The 26,239-nt window shown below is 37.5% G+C and carries 20 protein-coding genes and 1 tRNA gene; 17 read left to right on the top strand and 4 right to left on the bottom strand.

Going from position 1 to position 26,239, the window contains the following annotated elements; all coding sequences use genetic code 11:
- Nucleotides 1–22: 22 nt before the first annotated feature.
- The 12 genes from DU508_RS11425 (at nucleotide 23) to DU508_RS11365 (ending at nucleotide 13,990) form a co-directional block, all read left to right on the top strand.
- Nucleotides 23–1,234: a glycosyltransferase family protein gene (locus DU508_RS11425; RefSeq protein ID WP_115402944.1), complete on the top strand. Its 1,212-nt coding sequence runs from the start codon at nucleotides 23–25 to the stop codon at nucleotides 1,232–1,234.
- The gene (locus DU508_RS11420; protein ID WP_147273619.1) at nucleotides 1,183–2,502 is read left to right on the top strand and encodes a glycosyltransferase family 4 protein; all 1,320 of its coding nucleotides are present in this window, start codon (nucleotides 1,183–1,185) and stop codon (nucleotides 2,500–2,502) included. The genes DU508_RS11425 and DU508_RS11420 overlap by 52 nt, the downstream gene beginning before the upstream one ends.
- Nucleotides 2,495–3,769, top strand: coding sequence for a glycosyltransferase (locus DU508_RS11415; RefSeq protein WP_115402942.1), 1,275 nt, complete (start codon nucleotides 2,495–2,497; stop codon nucleotides 3,767–3,769). Before DU508_RS11420 ends, DU508_RS11415 begins: the two co-directional genes overlap by 8 nt.
- Complete coding sequence (locus tag DU508_RS11410) at nucleotides 3,766–4,653, top strand: FkbM family methyltransferase (RefSeq protein WP_115402941.1); 888 nt, start codon at nucleotides 3,766–3,768, stop codon at nucleotides 4,651–4,653. The genes DU508_RS11415 and DU508_RS11410 overlap by 4 nt, the downstream gene beginning before the upstream one ends.
- Nucleotides 4,654–5,829, top strand: a complete 1,176-nt coding sequence (locus DU508_RS11405) for a glycosyltransferase family 4 protein (RefSeq protein WP_115402940.1) — start codon at nucleotides 4,654–4,656, stop codon at nucleotides 5,827–5,829.
- A complete protein-coding gene (locus DU508_RS11400) occupies nucleotides 5,816–7,231 on the top strand; it encodes an exosortase Y-associated Wzy-like protein (protein ID WP_115402939.1) in 1,416 nt (471 codons plus the stop codon). The genes DU508_RS11405 and DU508_RS11400 overlap by 14 nt, the downstream gene beginning before the upstream one ends.
- A 79-nt stretch (nucleotides 7,232–7,310) precedes the next feature.
- Complete coding sequence (locus tag DU508_RS11395; RefSeq protein ID WP_115402938.1) at nucleotides 7,311–8,615, top strand: XrtY-associated glycosyltransferase XYAG1; 1,305 nt, start codon at nucleotides 7,311–7,313, stop codon at nucleotides 8,613–8,615.
- Nucleotides 8,616–9,502: 887 nt separating this feature from the next.
- Nucleotides 9,503–9,838 carry a glycosyltransferase gene (locus DU508_RS11390; RefSeq protein ID WP_115402937.1) on the top strand — a complete coding sequence of 112 codons (336 nt, stop codon included), beginning with the start codon at nucleotides 9,503–9,505 and terminating at the stop codon, nucleotides 9,836–9,838.
- A gap of 31 nt (nucleotides 9,839–9,869) precedes the next feature.
- Entirely contained in the window at nucleotides 9,870–10,724 is an 855-nt protein-coding gene (locus DU508_RS11385; RefSeq protein WP_115402936.1) for a glycosyltransferase family 2 protein, read from the top strand.
- Nucleotides 10,725–10,834: 110 nt separating this feature from the next.
- Nucleotides 10,835–11,416: an exosortase Y gene (xrtY, locus tag DU508_RS11380; RefSeq protein WP_115402935.1), complete on the top strand. Its 582-nt coding sequence runs from the start codon at nucleotides 10,835–10,837 to the stop codon at nucleotides 11,414–11,416.
- 48 nt (nucleotides 11,417–11,464) lie between these two features.
- Nucleotides 11,465–12,013: a WcaF family extracellular polysaccharide biosynthesis acetyltransferase gene (locus DU508_RS11375; RefSeq protein ID WP_115402934.1), complete on the top strand. Its 549-nt coding sequence runs from the start codon at nucleotides 11,465–11,467 to the stop codon at nucleotides 12,011–12,013.
- 693 nt (nucleotides 12,014–12,706) lie between these two features.
- The gene (locus DU508_RS11365) at nucleotides 12,707–13,990 is read left to right on the top strand and encodes a glycoside hydrolase family 2 TIM barrel-domain containing protein (RefSeq protein WP_115402932.1); all 1,284 of its coding nucleotides are present in this window, start codon (nucleotides 12,707–12,709) and stop codon (nucleotides 13,988–13,990) included.
- A 507-nt stretch (nucleotides 13,991–14,497) separates the two neighbouring features.
- On the opposite strand, the gene katG is transcribed toward DU508_RS11365, so the two are convergent.
- Nucleotides 14,498–16,783 carry a catalase/peroxidase HPI gene (gene katG, locus DU508_RS11360; protein WP_115402931.1) on the bottom strand — a complete coding sequence of 762 codons (2,286 nt, stop codon included), beginning with the start codon at nucleotides 16,781–16,783 and terminating at the stop codon, nucleotides 14,498–14,500.
- A gap of 223 nt (nucleotides 16,784–17,006) precedes the next feature.
- On the opposite strand from katG, the gene DU508_RS11355 reads away from it, so the two are divergent.
- Together DU508_RS11355 and DU508_RS11350 are read left to right on the top strand one after the other, a co-directional pair.
- Nucleotides 17,007–17,441 (top strand): DoxX family membrane protein, encoded by a 435-nt coding sequence (locus DU508_RS11355; protein ID WP_115402930.1) that lies wholly within the window; start codon nucleotides 17,007–17,009, stop codon nucleotides 17,439–17,441.
- 163 nt (nucleotides 17,442–17,604) lie between these two features.
- Nucleotides 17,605–17,692: transfer RNA gene (locus DU508_RS11350), tRNA-Ser, on the top strand.
- A gap of 501 nt (nucleotides 17,693–18,193) precedes the next feature.
- On the opposite strand, the gene DU508_RS11345 is transcribed toward DU508_RS11350, so the two are convergent.
- Nucleotides 18,194–19,228, bottom strand: coding sequence for a hypothetical protein (locus tag DU508_RS11345; protein WP_115402929.1), 1,035 nt, complete (start codon nucleotides 19,226–19,228; stop codon nucleotides 18,194–18,196).
- Nucleotides 19,229–20,717: 1,489 nt separating this feature from the next.
- Here DU508_RS11345 and DU508_RS11335 point away from each other — a divergent pair.
- Nucleotides 20,718–21,269: a dihydrofolate reductase family protein gene (locus DU508_RS11335; RefSeq protein WP_115403335.1), complete on the top strand. Its 552-nt coding sequence runs from the start codon at nucleotides 20,718–20,720 to the stop codon at nucleotides 21,267–21,269.
- Nucleotides 21,270–21,456: 187 nt separating this feature from the next.
- Here DU508_RS11335 and DU508_RS11330 read toward each other — a convergent pair whose 3' ends face one another.
- Both DU508_RS11330 and DU508_RS11325 read right to left on the bottom strand, forming a co-directional pair.
- Nucleotides 21,457–22,488, bottom strand: a complete 1,032-nt coding sequence (locus tag DU508_RS11330; protein ID WP_147273618.1) for a hypothetical protein — start codon at nucleotides 22,486–22,488, stop codon at nucleotides 21,457–21,459.
- Nucleotides 22,489–22,508: 20 nt separating this feature from the next.
- Nucleotides 22,509–22,958 (bottom strand): nuclear transport factor 2 family protein, encoded by a 450-nt coding sequence (locus DU508_RS11325; protein ID WP_147273617.1) that lies wholly within the window; start codon nucleotides 22,956–22,958, stop codon nucleotides 22,509–22,511.
- Between the two features lie 428 nt (nucleotides 22,959–23,386).
- Here DU508_RS11325 and DU508_RS11320 point away from each other — a divergent pair, with 428 nt between their 5' ends.
- Together DU508_RS11320 and DU508_RS11315 are read left to right on the top strand one after the other, a co-directional pair.
- The gene (locus DU508_RS11320; RefSeq protein ID WP_115402926.1) at nucleotides 23,387–24,076 is read left to right on the top strand and encodes a TolC family protein; all 690 of its coding nucleotides are present in this window, start codon (nucleotides 23,387–23,389) and stop codon (nucleotides 24,074–24,076) included.
- Between the two features lie 6 nt (nucleotides 24,077–24,082).
- Nucleotides 24,083–26,233, top strand: a complete 2,151-nt coding sequence (locus DU508_RS11315) for an exopolysaccharide transport family protein (RefSeq protein WP_115402925.1) — start codon at nucleotides 24,083–24,085, stop codon at nucleotides 26,231–26,233.
- Nucleotides 26,234–26,239: the final 6 nt, after the last annotated feature.

The raw sequence follows: 26,239 nt of genomic DNA, 5'->3' as shown, positions 1-26,239 counted from the left end.
TTAACATAAAAAGTAGCTAAAAATGAGGATTAAAACAATTGGATTAGTTACAATAAGTCATTTAAGCTCTAATCCAAGACTTGTTAAAGAAGCTCGAGCGTTATTAGATTCAGGTTATCAAGTCCATATTATTTGTTCTCAAAATCTAAAATTTTTATCTGAATTTGATATTCAAATTTTTAGATCTTTATCAGGAGCTAAGATTCATGTTATAAATTTCGAAACAAGTAACATAAAAGGAATAATTAATAGATCCCTCTCGTCTTTTCGTTTAAAAATTTCAAGCATATTAAAAATAGCATTACCTGATATGAGATGGTTGGAGTTTAGTAGGATGCTCCCAGAAATGAGAAGAATGCTAAAAAGTGTAAAAGCAGATTTGTTTATAGGTCATACCATAGGCGCTTTACCAGCCATAGCATGGGCTGCTAAGTTTCATCAATCAAAATATGCCTTTGACGCCGAAGATTTTCATAGGGGAGAAAGCAATGAGATATTTTTTCAAAAAAAAATTGAAAATCTTGAAAATTATTTTCTTCCAGATTCTGTCTATATCAGTACCGCTAGCCCCTTAATTACTCAGGCCTATAAACAGCTTTACCCAAATAAAACAATATTCACTATTAACAATGTTTTTCCATTCGATGAGAAATATCGACTTGGGAATGTCCATCATTCAATAAAAATTGTCTGGTTTTCTCAAACATTGGGTCTAAATAGGGGCTTACAAAGTTTTTTTAAACATCTAGACCATCTAAATACTTTAAATTTTGAGTTTCACTTAAGAGGTTCCCATTCTGATAAAACCAAAGAAATATTACTAAGTTTAATTGATAAAAAATGGCATGCACAAATACATTTTTATCAACAATGCGATCCCATCAGCTTACAAAAATGGTTGTATAATTTTGATGTTGGGTTAGCATTGGAACAAAATGAACCCATAAATAGAAATATTTGCATTACCAATAAGCTCTTTCAGTATTTAAATGCTGGGTTAGCTATACTAGCTACTAATACTGCAGGCCAGCAATGGGTAATGGATCAAATTCCAGATACAGGTAAGCTCATTACACAAAGTGATCCCAAAGTAAGGGAAGTCTTGAATCAATGGGCTAAAAATCCAGAATCGTTGACATATGCAAAAAAAGCTTCACTATATGCAGCAAAAACTAAATTCAATTGGAATATAGAACAGACAAAGTTATTGAGAAAAATTTCAGATCTAAAATGATAAAGGATGAACAAAACTTGAAATCAGCAGTATTACATTCCTTTCCTGGTATTGGAAAATTTACCAGTGAAACCATTAAAGCTTATGATGAAGCAGGTTGGTTAGCTCAAATGTTTACAACTATAATTATTCATGAAAATAGCAAGTGGGTTAAAATTATTCGTTTACTTGCTCCAAAAATTATTTATAAGTTTAAAAATCGAAATTTTAGCGAAATTTCTTCAAAAAAAATTAAACTGTACCCTTATAAAGAAATAATCAGATTATTTGCAGTTCGCTATTTATCTTTAACAACTACAGATAAAATATGGGAATGGGCAGAACTTAGTTTTGATAAATGGGTAGCAAGCAAATTAAGTAAAAAAATAAAGATTATTCATTCATATGAACATGCTGCAATGTATACCTTTGAAAGAGCAAAAAAGTTGGGGATTTTTAGAATTTTAGAACAAACCAGTAGACATTATGGAGCTGTTAATACATTAATTGATCAACAATTTGAAAAATATCCTAATCTAAGATCTGCATATATAAAAAGGTTAACAGGTAGGCATTTATTAAGACGAAATGCTAGAAAGAAGAAAGAACATGATTTAGCAGACTTAATTATATGTAATTCATCCTTTACCAAAGGAACATTAGTTGATGGCAATGTAGATGAAAGAAAAATCATTATTGTTCCCCTAGCATTTCCTAAACCAGCTGTTCAAATCAACTATCCAAATGTTATACCTAAGATACATTTCTTATATGCCGGATCATTAAGTGTAAATAAGGGCACCCACCTTTTAATTGAAATATGGAATAATCATTTTTCAGATAATGCCGATTTATTGTTAACACTTGTTGGCAAAAATCTCCTACCAGACCTACTTACCGCAAATCTACCAAGTAATGTAAAATTAATCGATTTTGTGCATCAATCTGAATTGAATAAACTATATGACCAAGCAAATGTTTTTGTTTTCCCGACCTTAGCAGATGGCTTTGGAATGGTAATTACTGAAGCAATGGCAAGGGGATTACCAGTGATTGCAAGTAGGAATTCTGCAGGTCCTGATCTAATTAAGCATGGACATGATGGCTTATTAATTAATGCTGGAGACGATCAGGATTTATTAGATAAAATAAATTGGTGCATAGCTAATAAAGATCAATTAAAAAAAATGAGTACTAATGCCCATAACAAAGCTAAATCCTGGCAGTGGGAGAACTATAGAGAAAAATTGATTGAAAAAATTGCTTTAAAGCTTAATATTGATGCGTAAGTTGCTTATTATTTCTCCTTACTTCCCTCCATCCAATGCTGCAGATATGCAGAGGATCAGAACAAGTTTACCGTATTTTGAAAAATTTGGCTGGGCTGCAGAAGTTGTTTGTGTAAATCCGAAATTTTCTGATCTGACCAAAGATAAATTGTTGTTACACTCTGTCCCCAAAAATATTAAAATACATCTAGTTAATGCTTTCTCTAAAAAAATAACGAGCAAATTTGGGTTAGGTAGCATTGCTATTCGATCATTGTTATTTTATAAAAATTACGTTGATAGATTATTAAAAAAAGAAAAATTTGATCTAATCTATTTTTCTACCACTCAATTTCCAATTTGCATCTTAGGAAAGCATTGGAAAGAAAAATTTAACATCCCTTACGTAATCGATATGCAAGATCCCTGGCATAGCAATTATTATCAAAATAAACCTAAAAATGAAAGACCAAAAAAATATTGGTTCTCTTATCGTTTAAATAAATATTTGGAACCTATCGCCCTAAAAAGCGTCGATGGTTTAATTAGTGTTACCAAACATTATGTTGACGATTTGTTTCAAAGATATCCCATCATAAAGAATGTACCTTTTGCAATTGTTCCATTTGGAGTAAATGAAACTGATTTTAAAATCGCAGATCAATATATTCAAAATCAGGTTATCGATTTAAAGGATCATAAAATAAATATTATTTATACTGGCGCGGTAGGTGATATCATGAAGGAAAGCATTTCTTTTCTATGTAAAACTTTGGCTTATTTAAGACAAGAGCAAATTCACTTATATAAAAAACTACATTTCTATTTTATAGGCACGAGTTACGCCCCAGATAATGAGGGGAAAGCTACTGTATTACCGATAGCAAAAAACCATAAAGTTGAAGATTGTGTTACAGAAAGAGTTACTAGAATTGGATATTTTGATTCTTTATATTTATTAAAAAAAGCAAATGCGTTAATGATATTAGGCTCTGATGAAACATCATATAATCCATCTAAAATATATACTTATATCTCAGCAAGTAAACCATTAATTAGCATATTTAAACTTGATAGCCCAGCGGTAAGTGCAATAGAAAATTCTGGTGCTGGAAGTGTGATAAAATATACGGAAAATGGTGCTATGCAAAAATTAATATCTGCCTTTGAGCAAATTATAGATCATATTCCTCAAGTTATAAACCGTAACTCTAATCACTTAAAATCTTATAGTGCAGAAAAGTTGACCAAAAAACAATGTGAATTATTTAATCAGGTTATTAAATGAATGCCATTAAAAGGACATTCGGTTTTATACACGAACACCCTTTAGCAAAAAGGCATTTATTAAGGGCATATTTTAAATTTATAAGCTGGCAAATTAGAAGTAGGTTAACTAGTGGTTTTCAAAAAGTAAAATTTATAAACGGCATCCATTTCTTTGCAAAAAGTGGCTTAACTGGCATTACAGGTAATATCTACACTGGCCTTCACGAGTTTAACGACATGGGTTTTTTATTACACTTTTTAAGAAATGAAGATACATTTTTTGATGTAGGAGCAAATGTAGGCGCTTATACTTTATTAGCTTCGGGAGTTTGTCGTTCTAAAACCATTTCTTTTGAACCAGTCCCAACTACATACCATATCCTGAAGAAAAACATCAATCTGAACAAACTTAATGATTTAGTAACCATTGAGAACAAGGGAGTCGGTAGTGAAGAGGGAAATCTCCGGTTTACAGCTGAAGAAGATACCACAAACCATGTAATTCTGGAAGATCAGGAGCACCAAAATTCGATTTTAGTCCCTATCGTTTTTTTAGATAATTATTATCCGGCAAACAATCCAGCTTTGATTAAAATAGATGTGGAAGGATTCGAAACAGCAGTGTTAAAAGGTGCTGATCAAATCTTAAATGATAAAGCATTAAAAGCGATCATTATTGAACTGAATGGGAGTGGTGGCAGATATGGATATGATGATAATCAGATCCATGCAAAACTTTTAAGCCATGGTTTTAAACCTTATGAGTACCACCCCATAGAAAGAAAAATTGAGGAACTTGATACATTTGGCACACACAACACTATTTATATCAGAGATTTGGCGTATGTAGTTTACCGGTTAAAAAGTGCAGTTCCGTTTACAATTTTTAATCAGTCTGTTTAATTGAAAAAGCTTGCCATCATTTCTACCCATCCTATTCAATACTATATTCCCTTATACCAGCAATTGGCCAAAAATTGTGATCTGAAAGTATTTTACACCTGGGGAGAAAAGGGAGCTGAAGCAAAATATGACCCCGATTTTAAGCAGCACATTGAATGGGATATTCCCTTATTAGTTGGCTATAATTATGAGTTTTTAAACAATACCGCTAAGGATCCTGGTTCACATCATTTTAATGGTATTATCAATCCAGCATTAATCAGCAGCATTAAAAATTTCGATCCAGCTGCCATCCTGATCTACGGCTGGGCTTATCAAAGTCATTTATCCGCCCTGCGTTATTTTAAAGGTAAAATACCGATCTGGTTTAGGGGCGATTCAACACTAATTGATGAGCAAAAAGGATTAAAACAGCTTTTACGTAGCTTGTTTCTAAAATGGGTCTACCGGCATGTAGATAAAGCATTTTACGTAGGAACCGCGAACAAGGCCTATTTTGAAAAGTCTGGTCTAAAACCACAGCAACTCATTTTTGCTCCACATGCAATAGATAATGATCGCTTTGCAGCAGATCGGAGAATAGAAAGCAATACTTTAAGAGAACAATTAAATATAAAAACTGATGATGTTCTTATTTTATTTGCTGGAAAACTAGAATCTAAGAAAAATCCAGAGTTGTTATTAGCCGCTTTTCGAAAATTAAATTTAGAAAATGTTCACTTATTGTTTGTAGGAAACGGTAAGTTAGAGGATGCTCTGAAATCTAAAGTTAAAAAAGATGCTTCGACTAAGCTCAGCATGACACACGTGCATTTTATGGATTTTCAGAACCAAAGCCTGATGCCGGCGGTGTATCAGGCTTGTGATTTATTTTGTCTACCCTCTAAGGGGCCAGGCGAAACATGGGGTTTAGCCGTAAACGAGGCCATGGCCTGTGGAAAAGCAGTATTGGTGTCAAATAAAGTAGGCTGTGCTCCTGATCTTGTTAAAGCCGGGGTAAATGGCGAAGTTTTCGTGGCCAATAATTTTTCTGATTTAAAAAGTAAGCTACAAAATCTGTTAAAAGATAAAGCCAGATTAACCACGATGGGCATAGAAAGTAAAAAAATGATTCAGCATTGGTCTTTCGAAATACAAGTTAAACAAATTATAAATTTGCTGAATGAGACCAACTAAACCTATTTATTATCTGCTGCTGTATTTCCCGTTTTTACTGGCCTGGGCATTTCAATCGTTACCTCATACTTCTTATCTCATTGCCTGGTTAGGTTCTTTCTTAATTTTTCTGGTTTGTTATAAAGGCATCATTAAAAAACTGCCTGATGACCTGCCCGTGATTGAGCAGCTCTTAAGGCCTGTTTTTTTCCTGCATATCATATTTGCCGGCTATATGGCCTGTACTTCAATTTTTTACTATCTCAATGCACTGGGTTATGAATATTTAACCTATGTTGGAAATCGAAATCCGTTTATGGGAGATATCTACGAATCCATCGCCCAGTGCCAGCGCTATTATGTACTGGGGCATGCGGCATTGGTGCATGGAATATTAAATGCGATGAAATATCCACAGGAAAAACGTTATCAACTCTACGCTCCCTCCATGAGTAATCTCCTGCTCGGCATTTCCTTTTTCTGTTTACCATTGAGCTATTTTTTTTCCAGAGTTGGAGCCTTAAGTCAGTTTAGCGTTCAGTTAAGTGGATTAAGTTTTGTTGCTGGTGCCATTGCATTGGCTTTTGCCATCAGGGAACATAAAAGGGTAAACCTATGGGCTGCAGGCGGATTATTTACTTTAAATATGATTAGTGCCCTAAGCTCTGGTTTTAAAGAACCCATTATTATTTGCGTACTCCTGTTGGGTGTATTTCTTTTACCCGTTTATGGTAAAAAAATCCTGCCTGTATTCGGTTCATTATTACTGTTACTATTCTTTGTACTCCCCACATTTATCGGTAATTTCAGGAAAATAGTTTCAGAGGGTGGTGATTCAATTACCGCCCGTGATAAAAGTATTGACCGGATTATTAACAATGAAAATCTGGCAGAGGATTTAAGAGAGGATAACTGGGCCTTTTTAACAGGCAGGTTATCAGAAATTGACATGTTTATCAGATATACACAATCTACACCAAGGTTTATTCCCTACTATAAAACCACCATACTTCAAGACGGTATTAAAACCATTGTACCTCGTTTTTTCTGGCCAGGCAAGCCAGATGTGGAACAAATGATTATGAGTCGCGTGTACGCTGCTGGTGTGGTAGATCGTTTATCCATCGTATCGGCAAAACCAGCTTATATTGTAGATTGTTACCTTTCTTATGGCGCAATCGGGATCTGGATGGGTTTGTTTTTATACGGGTATGTTGCGCAAAAAATATCGCAACTGGCAGAGCGTTTATTTGGCAGTTATTTTATGGGGACTGCTGTGATGTTTGCCGGACTATTTCAGATTTTATGGCGAGGAAACAGTTTCGAGTTTTTGATCAATGCTGTTTTCTGGAGCCTGGTTACCATGTTTATTTTTTATCTGATTTTTAAGGCCCGGGGGATTTTATTTAGAATTGAGGGGTAGTTTAGTTGGAGAGTTGGTAAGTTGGTAAATTGGGGAGTTGGTTAGGGGTTTTTAGGTATAGAATGAAAATTATATCATATTGAAAATTATTCACATTACTGCTTCTTACAAGCCAGCATACATTTACGGTGGACCTATACAATCTGTAGGGAAGTTGTGTGAGGCGCTTATAGAAGGTGGGGGTTGGGAAGGTGGTGAGTTGGGGAATTTTGACTATGCTCAGGATAACATTGCTCCGGATGACCATTTTGAAAAAAATGAAATTGAAGTTTTAACGACCACAGCCAATGGCAATAAAGAGCTTGATGTTGAAGTTGGAAAAAGTGTTTTAGTTAATGGAGTTCCTGTTACTTATTTTAAGCGCTGGACCAAAGATCACAGTCATTTTTCACCTGGGTTATTGCAGGGATTACGAAGAGAGATCCTTCGACAAGCGCAGGATGACAGACAACCAAACTCCAAACCCCAAACTCCAAACTCCGAACTCATTATTCACATCCACGCCTGGTGGAATCTGGTTTCTGTTTTGAGTTGTCTGGTTGCTAAATGGTATCAAATTCCTGTGGTTTTATCTCCAAGGGGAATGCTTACTTCTTATACGCAACACAATCGAAATTCCTTTTCAAAAAAGCTTATCCATAAACTGATAGGAAAAAAATTACTACAATACTGCCACATACATGCCACCAGCGAACAGGAAAAAAAAGATATTCTGGAGATTGTTCAGCCTCAAAGCATTACTGTGATTCCGAATCTGATCAATATTCAGGTACCAGGCATCAAGAAGAAGCGAAGAGTGGAGCGCGGAGAGCGACATGCGGCAATCGTAGAAGATAAAGAGAAATTGTTTAAATTAATCTTCCTGTCCAGAATTGAAGAAAAAAAAGGGCTGGAATTACTATTTGACGCTTTATCTACACTCGTAATACCATGGAGCTTAACCATTGCGGGTGCAGGTAAGGAAAGCTACATGGAGAGTCTAAAGCTTAAAGTCCAAGGCCTAAAGCTTAGTGAACACATCCATTGGATTGGACAGGTTTCGGATCAGGATAAATTCAGGTTAATGGCTGAACATGATTTGCTTGTGCTTACCTCTTATAATGAGAATTTCGCCAACGTGATCATTGAAAGTTTAAGCGTGGGTACACCCGTTTTGGTTTCTGAACATGTTGGATTGGCAGATTATGTTGAAGAGAATGATCTGGGATGGATTTGTGCGTTGGCCATTGAAGATATTCGTTTCAGAATTTTAAACGCTTTTGAAGATTTAGAGAAAAGAAAAATAATCAGGAACACTGCTCCGATTATTATCGACAAAGATTTTAGTGATGAGGTGTTGGTAATGCGGTATTTGGAGTTGTATGATCGTGTGAGTTGTAAATAGGGAGTTTGAAACCTCTCCCCCCGCCCTCTCCTTGAAGAGAGGGAGCTACTTATCGAGGAAAGGAGTTTTTGGTGCTTTTTCATACCTTGAGAAGATTAACAAGGATTTATTATGTTGGCAACATCCTGCGTAACATTCACTTACAGACCCTTTCCCTTAAAGGGGAAAGGTGCCGACAGGCGGATAGGGGTAACTTATAAATTTTCAAGCAGTTGTTTACATTGATTGGAATAAACTCTCCCCCCCGCCCTCTCCTTGAAGAGAGGGAGCTACTATCGAGGAAAGGAGTTTTTAGCGCTTTTTCATACCTTGAGAAGATTAACAAGGATTTATTATTTTGGCACATCATGCGTAACATTCACTTACAGACCATTCCCTTTAAAGGGGAAAGATGCCAACAGGCGGATAGGGGTAACTTATAAATTTTCAAGCAGTTGTTTACATTGATTGGAATAAACTCTCCCCCCCGCCCTCTCCTTGAAGAGAGGGGGCTATTTATCGAGGGAAGGAGTTTTTAGCGCTTTTTCATGCCTTGGGAAGATTAACAAGGATTTATTATTTTGGCAACATCCTGCGTAACATCCACTCACAGACCATTTCCCTTAAAGGGGAAAGATGCCAACAGGCGGATAGGGGTAACTTATAAATTTTCAAGCAGTTGTTTACATTGATTGGAATAACCTCTCCCCCCGCCCTCTCCTTGAAGAGAGGGGGCTATTTATCGAGGAAAGGAGTTTTTAGCGCTTTTTCATACCTTGAGAAGATTAACAAGGATTTATTATTTTGGCAACATCCTGCGTAACATCCACTCACAGACCATTTCCCTTAAAGGGGAAAGATGCCAACAGGCGGATAAGAAGAGACAATAAATATGGGACAACTATATAATGAATAAAAACTTTAGCTTCATCATCCTCACATTTAATGAAGAGATTCATCTGCCCCGGCTACTGGAGTCGATAAAAGGCTTAAGTGCTAAAACTTATGTTTTAGATAGTGGAAGCACTGATGACACTGTAAAAATTGCAGCAAGCTATGGTGCTGAAGTGAAAACCAATCCCTTTGTCAATCATCCTAAACAATGGGATCATGCATTGAGAAATTTTAATGTTGATACTCCATGGACGATTGGATTGGATGCTGATCAACTTGTAACACCTGAACTATTTAAAATACTCAACGAATTTGATGATGAAAAGTACGTTGATGTTAGTGGAGGATAAGAAGAGACAATAAATATGGGACAACTATATAATGAATAAAAACTTTAGCTTCATCATCCTCACATTTAATGAAGAGATTCATCTGCCCCGGCTACTGGAGTCGATAAAAGGCTTAAGTGCTAAAACTTATGTTTTAGATAGTGGAAGCACTGATGACACTGTAAAAATTGCAGCAAGCTATGGTGCTGAAGTGAAAACCAATCCCTTTGTCAATCATCCTAAACAATGGGATCATGCATTGAGAAATTTTAATGTTGATACTCCATGGACGATTGGATTGGATGCTGATCAACTTGTAACACCTGAACTATTTAAAATACTCAACGAATTTGATGATGAAAAGTACGTTGATGTTAGTGGAATTTACTTTAATCGTAGAAATTATTTTCAGGGACATTGGATTAGGTATGGTGGTTATTACCCATTTTATCTTTTGAAAATGTTCAGAACTGGCAATGGCTACTCTGATTTAAATGAAAATATGGATCATCGGTTTATCGTAACCGGCAAAACAACTATCTGGAAAAAAGGATACCTCATCGAAGAAAACTTAAAAGAAAACAATATCGATTTCTGGTTCAAAAAACATGAACGTTACAGTGACCTGATTGCCGAAGAAGAGATGGAAAGAGTAAAAGGAGTAAGATATCAAAGTACAAAACCACGGTTGTTCGGAGAACCAAATGAAAGAAAAGCCTGGTTTAAAAACTTGTGGTGGAAACTGCCTCTTGGATTACGTCCCTATCTATATTTTAGCTATCGCATGATTTTTCAATTGGGTGTATTTGATGGCAAAACCGGAAGACGCTTCCATTATCTGCAGGGTTTATGGTTTAGAAAATTGGTTGATCAAAAAATTAAGGAACTGAGAAGGGTTAGGGATTAATTTATCAACCAATCCCCACCAATATCCTTCCATCTAAAAAACATTTTCACGCCCAAATACCTATCTCTACATATTACTGAAAAAGCATAACTTTAAACACTCCTTTAAACATGAACGAAATCACTCCCCAAGAAGCCAAGAAACAAGCAGATCGAAAAGCCATTAAATTTGTTATCGCTCTATTTATACTTTATATACTTTTTAGTCAGGGCAATTTGTTCATGAACAGTGTGATGAGCCCTGGTTCCCGTTACTACAATGCTTTTATTGCCGACCATTTCAATTATATCCAGGGACTGAAAACGGCACTGATCAAGCCTGCGGTTTGGATCATTAAATTATTTGGCTTTTATGCCATTCATAATGAAATGGATGTGATGGTGGTCAATGGCCCCTACTTACGCATTAATTACTCTTGTCTTGGACTGGGTGTAATGAGTTTTTTAGCAGCCTTTGTGCTGGCTTTTCCTGCCCCCTGGAAATCTACTTTTAAAATGCTGGCCATTGGATTGATTACGATTTATCTCTTAAATATTGCCAGAATTGCAGGATTAGGATTGTTGTTTGGCTTCTTTCAAAGTCAGAGAAATTATTTTGAATATCATCATGAGATTTTTAATGTTCTGGTTTATATCTGCATTTTTATAATCTTATATTTTTGGATCAGGAAAAACACCAAAAGTAAGAAATAATTAACCATACGGATTTTAGATTGACCAGATAGATCCAAAGAAGACTAAGTGAACAAAACACAATTACATAAAAACTTCAATACCGGCGATTTTAAGATCGGAGCCTCTAAGCTGAAACAGTTTCTTTGGTATTTTACAGATGTGCTTTTTTTTAAAAGCCGTATGATTCCATTTAGTGCAGTTTTGGTTTTAATATTAAGATTATTTGGTGCTAAAATTGGCAAACAAACCAGGCTTAAACCTGGCATTCATATCAAATACCCATGGAAACTGATGATTGGAGATTTTAGCTGGCTGGCGGATTGCTATATCGAAAATCTCGATTGGGTAAGGATTGGCGCGAATTGTTGCATCTCACAACAAGCGATGTTAATGACCGGTAACCATAATTATAAAAACCCGGGGTTTGATTTGATCACTAAGCCAATCATTCTAGAAGAAGGCGTATGGGTGGGTGCTGCTGCCCAGGTAGGTCCTGGTGTGAAGCTAATGTCGCATGCTGTATTAACGATGGGAAGTGTAGCGGTTAATGATTTGGCCTCATACAGTATTTATCAGGGGAATCCGGCAGTGAAGATCAGGGACCGTGTTTTGTAAAAAGACGTACCCTACTAGCTGAGGCCGATCAGTCATTTATGTCAATAGCAGGGATAGCTGTTTGGTACCTGAAACCAAATTCTGCGCATTATAAAATTGGCATGAAGCATAAAAAAGCTCGCTTTGATGCTGTAAATGTGATTTCATCGGAGGTCGCGTAGTTAGTGATGCCCAGCCGGACCTGTTGTAAGTATTCTCGTTTTTGCTGCTCCCACACCTTGACCACTCGCCTTTCCTCATCATAATAGTATAGTTAACCATCCATATGCAAAACAAAGTCAGCGGTAAAGCAAGTACAATGCCTGTAAGTCAGGGATTTACTTCGTAGCTGCTTCGCGGTCTTCACTGCGTTCAGAATGACAATTATTTTTTGTTTTCTCCTTAACTTAATGACATTGGCCCAGAACCAGGTCTTGCCGGCCGTTAGCAGTCGCCTGATTCTCTTACTATGATTCTTGCTCTTGTGTTGTTCGGGATCCCGTTTTAATCCAAACATTGTCTTCTAAAATTAAAACCGTTGTAATAAATTAGGCTCAGACATACTTTCAACCAGAAACAATAACGGTTTTGTATCAAATACTTCTTTACGCTGCCGCAGAACATCCTAATGTGTACAACCTGCATGTAACAAATTAGTTAAATGGACAAATAATAAAACAACATTGGTAATTTACAGATCAAGTTTTATAAAAAATGAACCAAATATTTAAAACCTGTCTTGCCCTGCTTGCATTTGTACTACCTTTAAATTTTGTGCTGGCCCAGCAGATCCTAAAACCCGTTAAAGTTGAAATCCGTAAAACCGCGAATGGTTATGAACTTTTAAGATCAGGGAAATCCTACTTCATAAAAGGTGCTGGCGGAACTTATAACATGGAAAAGCTGAAAGCTTCGGGTGGAAATTCGGTTCGCACCTGGAACAGCAATAACGGGGATGAGGTTTTAAACCGTGCGGATAAACTTGGGCTGACCGTTACCATGGGTTTAAATGTAGCCAGGGAGCGACACGGCTTCAATTATGATGATTCTGTTGCAGTAAAGAAGCAACTTGAACGCTTGCGCACGGAAGTCCGTAAATATAAAAATCATCCGGCTTTACTGGCCTGGGGAATTGGAAATGAGTTAAATCTTGATTATAAAAATCCTAAGGTTTGGGATGCGGTAAATGAGATTGCAAAAATGATCCACCAGGAAGACGGAAACCATCCGGCGACAACGATGCTTGCCGGCGTAAACAAGGGCGTGATAAATTTTATTAAAACGAAATGCCCGGAGCTGGATTTACTCTCTGTACAGGTCTATGGCGAGCTTGCAAAAGTTCCAGAGATGTTGACCGCGGCCGGATGGAGTGCCGCCTATATGGTTACCGAATGGGGGCCGACTGGTCATTGGGAGTGCCCAAAAACCCCTTGGGGCGCCCCTATTGAAGAAAGCAGCAGCGAAAAAGCGGCCGTTTATCGATCAAGGTATGAAGCTTCTATTTTAAAAGACGAAAACTGCCTGGGATCTTATGTATTTCTCTGGGGACAAAAACAGGAACGTACACCAACCTGGTATGGGCTCTTCACGGAGGCAGGTGAGGATTCCGAAGTTGTAGATGTAATGGAATATGAGTGGAGTGGAAAATGGCCAGCCAATAAAGCGCCTCACCTTAACGCCATTCACTTAGACGGCAAAAAGGCATTGGATTTTATTTATTTATCCCCAACTAAAACTTATCCGGTATTTCTTTCTGTTTCAGATCCGGACGGCGATCAACTGGAAACCAGATGGGAGATCTTACCCGAAGCAACCGATCTTGGTCAGGGTGGAGATAAAGAAACCAGGCCGCAGGCGATAAAGGGTCTGATTAAGACATCACCGGATAAAGTGGATTTAACAGCCCCAGAAAAACCCGGTGCTTACCGTTTATTTGTTTATGTAGCTGACGGAAAAAACAATGTCGCGACCGCTAACATTCCATTTTATGTGAGATAATCTGAAATGCCGTCAGAACCTTGCGTTATAAAAAAACATAGAACTAACTTTCCCAAACCTACTTTATATAAAAAAATAGAAGTACGCGTTCCTGTATTGTTTGTTGGTTTTTACGCTATGGATTTTGGCTTTATGCCTGCGGGGGGCTGATGATCAGCTTGTAGCCCCTGCCCTCCTGAGAGAAATTTGCCTGACGTTGAAACTAAGGAAGTTGAAGTTGGGGAGTCTCTTGCATCTTATCAGCGCATGAGCCATTCCTGTTTTTTCAGGCTTTGGGTTCAGATCCAATCTTTTTTAGCTATCGAAAAATGAATTGTTTTGCCGTTAGGACCATATCCACTTACTTACAGGATATCAAATTTACGGAATTGTTAGCCAACCCATTTAGACATGGTTTATAAAGATGGAAAAGAATGAGGCCATTCTCTGACAATATGCTGCAAAAAAGCTATTTGACATCTATGGGCTCTCATTCTTCTCCATTTATATTACCGAATTTAAAACTTTTTAAACATAAGGCAGATCAAACCGATCTAAATTCATTACCTTATGCCATGTCTTAATGAAGTCTTCAACAAACTTGCCTCTTGCATCTGCACTCGCATAAACTTCTGCTACAGCTCTGAGTTCTGAATTTGAACCAAATACCAGGTCAGCACGGGTTGCTGTCCATTTTGGCTGGCCACTGGAACGATCACTGCCGATATAAATTTCCTTGTCATCTGAAAGCGCCTTCCATGAGGTGTTCATATCCAGCAGGTTTACAAAGAAATCATTTGTAAGCTGACCGGGTCTATGCGTGAAAACGCCATTTTTTGAACCATCAAAATTAGCATCCAAAGCCCGAAGTCCTCCAATCAATACTGTAAGTTCCGGAGCAGACAATGTAAGCAGATGCGCTTTATCTATCAGCAATGCTTCTGTGGAGACAGGAGATTTTGATTTCCTGTAATTGCGGAAACCATCGGCCTCAGGCTCCAGATAACCAAAAGATTCTACGTCTGTTTGTTCCTGTGAAGCATCCATACGCCCGGCAGAAAAAGGAACAGTGATTGCATGCCCGGCATCTCTGGCAGCTTTTTCAACTGCCGCAGCACCTGCAAGCACAATTAAATCTGCCAATGAAATCTGTTTTCCTTCTGCTTGAAATCCATTAAATTCTTTCTGAATACTTTCCAACACGCCCAGCACTTTTTGCAACTGCGATGGGTTATTTACTTTCCAATCTTTTTGAGGTGCCAAACGAATACGGGCACCGTTAGCACCCCCACGTTTATCAGAACCTCGGAAAGTAGAAGCTGAAGCCCAGGCAGTGGAAACCAGTTCGGCCACACTCAATCCTGATTCCAGTACTCTGGATTTTAATGTGGCGATGTCTGTTTCATCTACCAATACATGGTTAACTGCCGGAATCGGATCTTGCCAAAGCAACTCTTCCTGCGGTACATCAGGACCTAGATATCGTGACAATGGTCCCATATCACGATGTGTTAATTTATACCAGGCTCTTGCAAAGGCATCAGCAAACTGATCCGGATGCTCTAAAAAACGTCTTGATATTTTTTCATAAGCCGGATCAAATCTCAAAGAAAGATCGGTGGTTAGCATGGTTGGCAAGTGTTTTTTTGAACTGTCAAATGCATCAGGGATAATGGCTTCTGCATTTTTAGCTCTCCATTGGTGCGCCCCACCAGGACTTTTAGATAATTCCCATTCAAAACCAAACAGATTTTCGAAGAAATTATTGCTCCATTGTGTAGGGGTTGTTGTCCAGGTGACTTCAAGCCCGCTGGTAATGGTATCAGCTCCTTTACCAGAGCCATAGCTATTGTTCCACCCAAACCCCTGGCTTTCAATATCAGCTGCTTCAGGTTCTTTTCCAACATGATCTGACGAGGCAGCACCATGCGTTTTTCCAAAAGTATGCCCACCGGCGATCAAAGCAACGGTTTCTTCATCATTCATCGCCATGCGACCAAAAGTATCGCGAATATCTTTTGCAGCAGCAATGGGATCCGGATTGCCGTCTGGCCCTTCAGGATTCACATAAATTAATCCCATCTGTACTGCAGCAAGCGGTTTTTCGAGGTTACGGGAGTGAATATCGCCATCTGCATCATCATCACTTACCAGTACACCATGTTCCTTATCCACTACGCCTTCCGATCCATGACCGTAGCGAATATCGCCTCCTAACCATGTGGTTTCAGAACCCCAATAAACAGACTCATCTGCTTCCCAAACATCCTCGCGTCCACCGGCAAAACCAAAGGTTTTAAAACCCATTGATTCTAAAGCGATATTTCCGGTCAGGATCATCAAATCGGCCCATGAAATGTTGCGTCCGTATTTTTGCTTGATCGGCCAGAGCAGCCTCCTTGCCTTATCCAGACTCACATTGTCCGGCCAGCTGTTTAGCGGTGCAAAACGTTGCAAACCTGCTCCGGCTCCTCCGCGGCCATCACCAACACGATAAGTTCCTGCACTGTGCCAGGCCATCCGTATAAATAAACCACCATAATGACCAAAGTCTGCAGGCCACCAATCCTGTGAATCGGTCATTAACGCATGAAGATCGTTTTTTACCGCTTCCAGATCAAGGCTTTTAAAGGCTTCTGCATAATTAAAATCCTTATCCATTGGATTTGACAAAGATGAGTGCTGGCGTAAGATCCCAAGCTTTAACTGGTTTGGCCACCAATCTTGATTTCTGGTACCACCGCCACCAACATTATTGTTCATACTGCCGTTATGAAACGGGCATTTGCTAATGTCATTCGATTTATTTTCCATATTTATTTTTTAAGGTTAAATACTCGTGTTTATACTGATTTTACTGAAGTTAAATTTAAGAGTTTTGTGCATATAAGCACAATCACTTAAATCTATATCAGGATAGTTAAAGTCTATATAAGTTGTGGAACTGATATTTTTTAAGATAGGCTACAGGATTTTTGATCAATATTGTTTCACTGGGTTATTTTCCGTAAATTGAATCAACCAAAATATAAAAATCATGAACCTGCTCAGGAAAATTCAAAACTGGGGTGATCGTCATCACCCTAAATGGATAGATTATTTCAGAATCGTACTTGGCTTAATCCTGGTATGGAAAGGCATCAGTTTTTACACCAATATGAATGCTTTTAGCCATTTGATGCGTGGTGCAGTGTTGGGCACTGCCATAAGCATCAGCTTAATGGCGCATCTCATTATAGTCATTCACATTATTGGTGGAATTGCCATTACGCTTGGTACCCATACCAGATTGTTTTGTCTGCTCAATCTTCCAATCTTGATTGGTGCTGTTTTCTTTGTTAATATATCAGCGGGGATTTTTAAACCCTATTCCGAGTTCTGGTTTTCTTCATTGGTGTTAACGGGACTTGTCTGTTTCATTATTGAAGGAAATGGAATATTATCTGTGGAAAGAGAAGAAGCAATCTCCTGAAAAGCTTATATCCGATTTAAAACTTATACTTCGACTAAGGATTTATGCCAGAGGTTAAAAAAAAATACCCGCTAACTAAATGATTAGCAATCTGTAATATTTTAATTTCAATATTAAAGCAGAAATCATTTGCAGATTAGCGCCAAGTTCGTACTTTTGCGGCGGAGAGCTGGCAGAGTGGTCGAATGCGGCAGTCTTGAAAACTGTTGACTGTAACAGGTCCGGGGGTTCGAATCCCTCGCTCTCCGCCAGAGATTCTGTTAGAACACTTAAGGCCTGTAATTAAATTGCAGGCTTTTTTGTGTTACATTCAATTTGATTTATATAAATGTTCTGTACGGATAAGATATTCATTAAAAAACCTGAAAAGAGATGATGGGCTAATTAATATTCCTTTATTTTTGGTCGACTATACAGAGAAATTACTTGCACTTATTTAGAGAATTTATGACCGGCTTTTTATGCTCATAGATATTTTATTATCCTTAAAAGCTTTCGCAAGTGTTCTAACGACTTCGGATCCCTCGCTCTCCACAGCCCAAATTAAGAGGCTGTATTATTATGATACACCCTCTTTTTATTATGCATTTCAATTTTATGAGGTGCAAAAAGGGTTACAAATATGCTATTAGAACCCACACCTAACGGCATATTGCTATAATCCATTAGAGAAAACCTTTGACAGAAAGCAACATAGGATCTTAGGCCAACGCCAGTGATAAAATTATTTTTTCCATTTTGATGGGTAAAGTTTATTTTTTTTTGATCAATTTAGTCAATTGCTCAATCTGCTTTTTCAGTTCAACAATTTGAACTTGCTGCTGACTTTGATTATCTAATTGCTGCTTTAATTGATTTATTTGATTTTGCTGTGATTGAATCATGTTGTCTTTAATTTTATCTTTGTTATCTTTATCAATCAAATACAGCGTCAATTCCTCAATCTTTTTAAGTAGTAAAGCGTTAGATTCACCTAAATTGATCCCATTCTTTTCCACCTCGGCGGCAGAAGGTACATCGGGTAAATGTTGATTAGTTTTAATATAAGAAGCAACTTCGGAAAGTGACCGCAGTTGATAGGTAGATTTGAAAACGTAGTCAGGCCAGTTAGCATGAAGTTTAACTTTGATTTCTTCCGCTATTATGTTGCCCTTCACTGCCAGCTTATAGCCTTGAGGGTCGGTTGTGCCTATAGCTACGTTACCATTTCCAGTAATTCGCATTTTTTCCAAAGTTGGCAAGGAGCCGTCATTAGCCGAACCGTTATGACCAACATTGAATGACATATATTCATTACCCCAAGCACCGCCATTGAAACCAGCTACAATATCTGATGTTCTACGGGGGCTATTATCGGGTGTACCTTGAAAAGTAGAAAAAAAAGAAACCAGACTACGCTCACCCTGTGCTGAACCGGGTACAGAAAGGCCAAGGGTCGACATATCTGAACCTTTAATACCAAGCTTGAATCCTAAATTTGTTGCTCCGATATTAACATCGCCCAACCCAAAATAATAATTACTGGCGTAAAAACCTAATGGCGTATAAGCACTATTTACATCATTTATACAAACAATACCGGCTGCCCCAGTATAAGCTGAATTAACGTGCTGAGCAAATTGAATATGTTGATTAGTTGCTAATTTTACATCAAAGGCTGTCAACGGATTATTGGTACCAATGCCTACCAAATCACTGGTAGTTGTTTTACCTGAACCGGATGTAAATTGTCCATAAGAAACATTAGTTATAGCCACTAATGCGAGTGATAGGATTATTTTCTTCATTGTGATAGATGTATTTTATTTTTTTGTATCAATTTAGTTAACTGATTAACCTGCTTTTTTAATTGATCTATTTGATTTTGTTGCTGACTTTGATAGCTATTTGCTTATTTAAATTATCTATTTGAGCTTGCTGAATTTGGAGTTGCCAGCTCGGATTACTTACGTGCTTATTTTTTCCATCAAATACGACACTAATTCCATTCTTTTCTACTTCTGACGGGAGGTAAATGTTAATTGATTTTAATATAATTGGCTACTTCTGAAAGTATTGCGGCAATGGCATAACTATCCCAGCTATGTTATTGGACTCTTTCTGGAATCACGGATTAAGTTGTTCATTGTGATAGGTTAAAATGTCTAGTGTTATAAAATTATATATTGTTTTGAATATCACAAATAAATATTAAAACATATTTTTTATAAATACTAAAACCATCAGGATTCGCTGTATACTGCCGGTGGCCCTTAACATTTATCACAATGAAAGTTAAATAGCCAATCATTTAGCTCAATAAAGTAGATACAATTGCTACAATTATATTTTACAAAATCGTAGACTGTGCCATGCTCAACATATTCTTGCCATTAAAGCAAATAAACCATATACCTGAATCAGCGACTAAATTTATCAATGTTTTAATTGCATTGATAATGAATAAACTACTTATATCTGATTTAGAACTATTTGTAATCAACAAAGTGGTCGAGAAAGATTGAGACCAACTATCCCAAAGTATATCGTCATGAGCTAAATGGTGCAATAGATTTATAAGCCAAGTTGAAAGTCCGAAATACAGAGTAAAATATAATTTGAATCATCTTAATAAATTGGCACAAGTTTTTAAGTGTGCTATTAAAGATTTTTTGCCAAATCCTTATCTCGAAACTTCTTATCATATTCCATATTAAGGTGTAAGAGGTTGTCTTAAAAGTGAGGCAGCTTTTTTATTCAAGGGATTTTTCGATAATTTAAAGGCGTGGGAGGAAAAGTAGCCTTTAAGGAAAAAACCCTGACCAATTGATACTACTACCATATAAACTGGACGAGCTGGTACCGAAAAGTTTAGATGAGTTCTTGTTAAATTACTATCAGTTCTCGATAATTTATTGCATTTAAGCGTTTCATGCGCTTGGATTATTTAGCATTTCAGTGACCGTTTCCTTAGTCAGATTATTCTGAAGCACATCACTTTGCTCACCTACCCCGCTAATAATCTTTAAACCAAACACAAACCTGACCGCCTTCAAGTCATAATTTGAACATGACTATCTTTCGATTATAAACTGCAATAGTTTTATATCAAATACTTTTTTTATGATACCTCAGAATATTCTCAATCAGATTATCCGGCATAAAGCCTAAATATAGCAGACAAGGATGCAGGGCTAAAAGATGCTTAAACACCCCTTTTTTTGTCGCGGTTCGCCATCTTCATATTCAATGCCATCTCCTATTTTTGAGTATACCTTTAAAAATAAAAACTTCAGAATGAGAACAGTGACATTCGGTATCAATATTAGCATAGATGGCTATTGCGATCACACTATTTTTAATCCTGGCAAGGAGCTTCATGATTATTTCACAAGAATGATGGACGACGTAGACTTACTCTTTTTTGGTCGTGTCATGTATCAACTCATGTTTCCCTATTGGAGCGATGTTGCAAAAAACCAATCTGGCACAGCAGATGAAAACAGATTTGCCGAAAGACTTACTTCTATTGATAAAGTTGTTGTTTCGCGATCATTGGACAGCGCAGAGGAAAATACAAGGATTGTCCACAGCAACCCTGCAGAAGAACTACTGAAACTGAAACAGCAGCCCGGCAAAAAAATTTTAGCAGACAGCATAAGTCTGCTTCCTGAATTGATAGCAGCAGGCCTTATTAATGAATTTCATTTAGTTGTTCATCCGGTGATCGTGGGGAAAGGAAGGCGATTGCTGGATGCCGGCAGCCTTCAGGAAGAACTTAATTTAAAGCTTATTGATACCATAATTTTCAAATCCGGATGTATAGCGCATCATTATTTAAAGCTGTGATAAAAAAACTTAGGGACGACAGAAGCGACCTTTCAAAGGAAATACCTTCAGGTTAAGTAACCACCCCGTACATCTCTTTGTTGCCCAAACGCCACAAGACGGCAGTCTTGCAGCAGTAGGTTAAAAAAGCTGTAGAATCATTCGCACAGTCTTTTTAATTTCAACAGTTGTACACCCTGATTTCTCACTATTTGTATGTAAACTCGTAAGTTCTTATTGCACCACTGGCAGCCCCGATTTCGGGAGTGTAGGTGGTCTTTACATCAATTCTTGTCGGATAACCCTGGGCGTTATAGGCGTAGCCGAAATCGGTCTGTTCTGCCAGGTAATATGCATTTTTGGTGGTGCTCCAGAATTCTGTTTTCATTTGCGTTGGATTGTTGATACAAAAAGCCTGCGCATACTGATCGTTATAATTTTGCGGATAAGATGCCCAGCGATAACCCTTAACGGCAGAAAAAGGCGAACGCTTGTCGTCGTAACCAGTTACCGTCGTCCGGACGCCTACCATCCAATGTTTATCCACAAGCGACATGAACTCTATTTTTTTTAGATTCTTTTTATCGTCATAGGTATAGTAGACCTCCCGGTCCGAATCAACTGCTGTTACCTCCTTCACAACCTGGAAGTCTGAATTATAGCTGAAATTCCATTCGATGACAGGGGGTTTAGTTATTTGATTGTTCAGCAGATTGCGGATCGCAGTCTGGATCGAAACCGTGGCTGGTGATAGCTTTGGCTCATAAATACTCATAGTCCCTGGTCCCGCAATAGAATAATCATAGAGGGTTGTGGTTTCAAAATTTGTGGCAAAAAGTTTGAGTTCAACTTTGCCGCCATCAACATTGCGGAAATTTTTACCTTCTTCTCCAAATTTAACAAGAAAATTGTCTTTGTCATATTCATACTTCCACACTGGTCCCCCACCTCCAACGGGCCCTTCGTAAAATCTCATGGTTGCGGGGCGGAGCAAGTCTGTAGCAACAACGCCACCACCGCCAGACGGGTTATTTTTCCTGCAACTTGTTAAAGCTAAGACCGTAATGATCAACAGCGGAAAAGTTCCGGGTTGAATGAATGTTTTCATAAGACTACGCCACTCTCCACCTTGCCTGGCACCATGATGCGCCAACTGCTTTTCCCTTTGAGCCAGACGTTGTTGTAGCAGGCGGACAATTGTCTTTGCGGCATTATCCATCATCTTTTCTATTACTTTCATGAGATATTATAAGTTTTAGGTTATTTACTATTTACCGGGAACATTTTTTCATCCACCTCAGTGCCTTGTCCAGCCACGCGACACCAGCCATTGGTACTTTTATGGTAAACTTCCAAACGGCGTACTTTGATGTTGATATCCTGCCCGCCCACGATCAGTTTTACATCGATCAAAAAGTTGACCACGGCCACAGAACCCTCATAAATTCGGATAAACTCATTGCCCGGAACAGGTTGAACGGATTTGAATACGAGCTTTTCTTTTTTCTGTACTTCCACCCATTCCTGATGGGAAAAGGAGATATCGCCCTTTGGCCCTACAGCAATGAAATCATCACAGTCAATCAGGCTGCCTGTTTTTTGGTGCCGAAGGAGTTCCCTTATCTCTTGCCGTTCTTTCGGATAACTGGTGGTATCCACCTGGGCAAATACGGTGCAGGTTCCGGCAATCAGTAAAATGAGAGTGAACATCTTTTTCATGGTATTTTTTTTCTCAAAATTAATGGCGGCGACCATACTTCTTTTGGAAAATAGCCCAATGGATACCGGTTGAAAACATACAGTGCTTTTTTGTCTATTAAATCATTTCATCGTCGACGAAATAATTTAATAGACAGCTTATTAGCTTTGATCAAATAATTGATATTCATCATCTGTTTTAATTTCCGATATTTCTACGCATTATAAATGATTACTTAAATGTCAGCCATACAAATTGCCCTATATCAAATGGTTTACCATTTCGACAAGTAAATTCAGTATGAGTCACTTATCTATTCCTATTAGTTGTTTACCGCACATAAAAAAAAATCATATTGTTTACCGAAAAAAAATTCTAATTGGTTAGATTTGAAAATTGTATCTACCAATATTTTTACTTTTCAAAACGAAGAGGTTCAATGCCAAAACTAATGACCAGAATTGCCGTATTTTTTATTATTCTTTTCTTTTCCATAAAGGACACTAACGCACAGGAGAGCTTTATTGGAAATATTAATTATCAATTATTGGAAAAGTACATAGAACTGGCCAAGCAAAATTATCCGAAAAGGAAAATGTACAAAGCCAGCGAATTGAGTGCAAAAGCCAAAATCGGAGTTGCAAGAGCTACTTATCTTGATGCCTTTACCGCATCTTACAACTATAGCCCGAACAACGCGTCCAAAATCACCGGTGCAAATACCTATATATTCAATGGCCTCCAGCTTGGCGTTTTTTTTAACTTAGGGATATTATTCAGAACCCCTGCGTATGTTAGGCAAGCAAAAGAGGAACATAATGAAAAGGTTTACCAGGCGCAGGAGTATGATATATTACTGGCCTCTGAGGTTAAGCAAACCTATTATGAATATTTACGGGAAGCGGCTGATCTTAAAGTGAAAGCCCAAACGTATATAGATAATAAAGCGGCAAGTGATGGGCTCAGATATAAATTTGAGAAAGGTGAGGTTACCCTTGATCAATATACTAAGGCAAAAACCCTAACCTCCTACGCCAATTCAGAAAGATTATTGGCAGAACTCAATTTGCTAAAAGCAAAAGACTCTCTGGAAGCATTGATTGGCGAGGTATTAGAAAACGTGAAATAAGCAGGCATGAATATTCAAGAATTTTTAAATCTAATTAAAAAATACAGGTGGATGATTATTGCCGTCCCAGCCTTCACATGTATAATAACTGTTTTCTTTGTTAAAAACCTTCCCAAAGAGTATAAATCTGAAGCAAAGATTTCTACTGGTCTCTTGGATCCATCCCGGCAGGTGGCACCGGATATGCAAAGTTATTCTGGTCCCGATATAATAATAAAACTCAACCAGCAGTTTACCACAATTATTGATATCATGAGGATGCCTAAAAACATAAGCCTTCTTTCTTATCGATTAATATTACACGACCTAAAAAATCCACAATCTCCTTTCAAACCTTTAAGTACCGATCTAAAAAACCTTACTCCATCTCAAAAACAGGAGGCAATCAAGTCATTTGAGAGTCGGCTGAACAACAGACAAGCATTAACACCTCTTGATAATGGCAAGCTAATGCTTTATGACCTTGTCATGTCAATGGGCTATGATCAAAAAAGCCTTAACAAAAAGCTGAATATCACACATGAGCAGAATAGCGATTTTATTTCCGTAGAATTCATATCTCAGAATACCTTGCTTTCCGTTTTTGTGGTAAATACCCTCTCAAGTGATTTTATCAACAATTATAGTTTAGATCAGATTGGTAATAAAAACACTTCCATACTTGTATTGGATTCCCTCTTACAAAAAAAGGAAGCTGTTATGAATGAGAGGATTCAGCAATTGAAAGACTACAAAATTAAAAACGGTGTATTAAACCTGGACAAACAGTCGCAAATCATTTATCAGCAAATCACAGATAATGAGAACAAAAAAAGCCAGGCTTTGATTGACCAGCAGGCTTCTCTAGCTGCATTAAAAAATGTAAATGATAAGTTAAACAACCGATATAATGACAAATATCTTGGGGCTGAAGTCTTAGTGGACAATCAGGAAATAATCAATTTAAAAAACCAAATCCAAACCGCAGAGAATATTTACCTGGATGGCGGATATAAAATCACCGATAAAAAGAAAGTTGACTCTTTGCAACTTTTACTCAGTGCAAAATTGGTAAAGTCAAATGATAATTATGTAAGCGACCCACTCATTGCCAAACAGACTTTAGTTCAAAATCGTATTTCCATAGGGATAGATTTAGAAAAAACAACAGCCGGTATTAAAGACATAGACAATGAACTGGCTAAATTAAATGCAAAATTTGCCGGAATGGTTCCTTTTGATGCAGGGGTACAAAACTATGAACGTAATGCCGATGTAGCTACCAGAGAATATCTTGAGATATTAAGTCGCTATAACCAAACAAACCTGGATAAAAATATTGGGTTAAGACTACAATTGGTACAAGAGGGCATACCCACCGTTCCGGAATCATCAAAAAAACCATTTTATATTGCATTGAGTGTTATTGCCAGTTTGGCCATTTGTTTCTTTCTGCTGTTTATTATGTATTTTTTAGATCATTCTATTAATAATGAGAAAGAATTAAAAGATAAAACAAAAGGTAAAGTAATAGGTAAATTAAATTACATCAAACCCAGAAACAGAGATGTTGTTAAAATCTGGCAAAATGAAGATGTAGATAAAGATGTCTTTGTTTTTAAGAACCAGATTCGTGTTTTGCGATTTGAAATCGAAAGTCTGCTCACATTAAAAAACCAAAAAGTTTTAGGATTCACAAGCTTAAATTCATCAAAATCGGACGTATTCACACTTATCAGTTTAACCTATTCGTTTGCATCGATGGGTAAAAGCATTTTATTGATTGGCGATCAAAATATGGCAGCAGAGATGGAAAAGTTGAAAATTACCACAAATCAGTCTATGAGGGATGTTCTGGCAGGTTTGAAAATCATCGAGGATAAGTTCATTACTTTTTTAAACAATGATTTAGATGGAAAATCTTTGCTAGAAATTGGAGATAAGGAAGGTATTGCTCAGATCTTTGGTGCCTTTAGCGCGCAGTTTGATTTAATTCTTATACAACTTGATCCATTAAACAGTTTGTCTGATGTAAAGGAATGGATCTTTTTCACAGACCGATATATCGCTTTATTTATGGCCGGCGACTCCATCGAAGGTCAGGAACAGGAAAAAATTGCCCTGCTAAATCAAGATGAAAAGTTTGCCGGATGGATCATGAGTGAAGTCAAAGGGTAGTAAGTA

Source organism: Pedobacter chinensis (assembly GCF_003339865.1).
GTDB lineage: Bacteria > Bacteroidota > Bacteroidia > Sphingobacteriales > Sphingobacteriaceae > Pedobacter > Pedobacter chinensis.
The sequence above is the reverse complement of the archived record's forward strand: the minus strand, read 5'-3'. Positions and strand labels throughout refer to the sequence as shown.